The organism is Cupriavidus sp. UYPR2.512, assembly GCF_000379565.1.
Lineage (GTDB): Bacteria > Pseudomonadota > Gammaproteobacteria > Burkholderiales > Burkholderiaceae > Cupriavidus.
Genome location: NZ_KB903067.1, coordinates 1 through 1,682 on the forward strand (window position 1 = coordinate 1; position 1,682 = coordinate 1,682).

General features: G+C 58.5%; 1 protein-coding gene. It reads left to right on the forward strand.

Annotated features, from left to right (window positions below):
* Nucleotides 1-186 precede the first annotated feature (186 nt).
* Nucleotides 187-1,293, forward strand: a complete 1,107-nt coding sequence (locus tag A3A5_RS0120035) for an IS110 family transposase (protein ID WP_018312313.1) — start codon at nt 187-189, stop codon at nt 1,291-1,293.
* Nucleotides 1,294-1,682 lie beyond the last annotated feature (389 nt).

Consider the following 1,682-nt stretch of genomic DNA (forward strand, 5'->3'; position numbering starts at 1 on the left):
ACGACTGAGATGAGCCCGCAATCCGGCCGCGAACCCAGTCATGAACCTGATGTTTTGAATCGCGCTTCACCTCAACTCCGACGAGCTCCTAGACAGAATGTATTGACCTGCCGCACCTCAAGCGACGTGGATTAGGCTGAGGTGAGGTAAACCAGCGGCCCAGAGCCACAATTGAGGGGGCAGGTCATGAACAAGTCTAGCAAGTACGTGGGCTTGGATGTCCACCAGGAAACGATCGCCGTCGCGGTAGCGCAGGCGAGCGGCGAAGTCCGGTACGTGGGAGAGATTGTGAATACCCCGGAAGCCGTCAAGAAGCTGGTCACCCAGCTCAAGCGGGACGGGTCTCGGCTGTCGTTTTGCTACGAAGCTGGGCCAGGCGGGTATGTGCTGTATCGACAACTGAACGAGCTGAAGCAAGACTGTCAGGTAGTGGCTCCCTCGCTGATTCCGAGGAAGCCTGGCGAACGCGTCAAGACTGACCGTCGCGACAGCCTGAGCCTGGCCCGCTTGCATCGAGCGGGAGAGCTGACTGCGGTCTGGATACCCGGCGAAGCGCAAGAGGCATTGCGCGACCTCACCCGTGCACGCGAGGACATGAAGCATCTGCAGCGGCAGGCCAAGCAACGATTGTTGTCGTTCCTATCGCGGCATGGCCATCGCTATAGCGGCAAGTGTCGCTGGACCCAGGCGCATTGGCGTTGGCTCGAAGGGGTGAAGTTTGCGCAACCGGTGCAGCAGATCGTATTGCAGGAATACATGGATACGGTCATGGCTTGCAGCCAACGTGTAGCAAGCCTCGAACAGGAAATCGAACGCGCGGTGCAAGACTGCCCCGTCTGGACGGTGATCGAGGCATTGATGGCCTTGCGGGGTATCAGCCTGATTGCTGCGGTAACCGTAGTCGCCGAGCTTGGCGATCTGCGACGCTTCTCCGATGCGCCGCAACTGATGGCGTACCTTGGCCTGGTGCCAAGCGAGCATTCCAGCGGCAAACGAGAGCGACGAGGCGGCATCACCAAGACCGGTAACAGCCATGTGCGACGGGTGTTGGTCGAGGCGGCCTGGACTTATCGTCATCCGGCGCGTAAGACCGCCATTCTCCAACGGCGCGCAGAGCGCACCACCGAGCAGGTGCAGGAGATTGCATGGAGTGCGCAGAAACGCTTGTGCCAGCGCTTTCGTCATCTGACTGCCCGCGGGAAATTGCCGGTGCAGGTCTGCACGGCGATCGCGCGCGAACTGACGGGATTTATTTGGGCGATCGGCCAGCAGGCAGAGATCGGCGGGACCTAAGCAAACCGATACAGCGCCCAGTGTGTTTGGGCCAGGTCCGGCAGCGGTGGAGAACCCTCGCGCACACTAGGAGGCAACTGGAAACAGCACAACCCTCGAAACTAGACGGAGGCAGCTCCTCGACGAATCGTTTGTCATGCGGTAGCCAACCCGCGCATATCAGAATGATCAACCGTCGAAGAACCGCCGGACCTGGCCCAAACACACTGGATTCAACAACCATGAACAAGGAACAGAGCACTTGACACGGTCAATACATATCAGTGTTCTGTCCCGTAAGAAACTTTATAAAAAAGGTTCGTCAGGAAAAAGTGTGGGTTGACGAAGGCTCAGGAAGATTGCCAAGTGCATGATATAGCGCGATTTCCGTCGCCCTGAAGGTTCGGAAT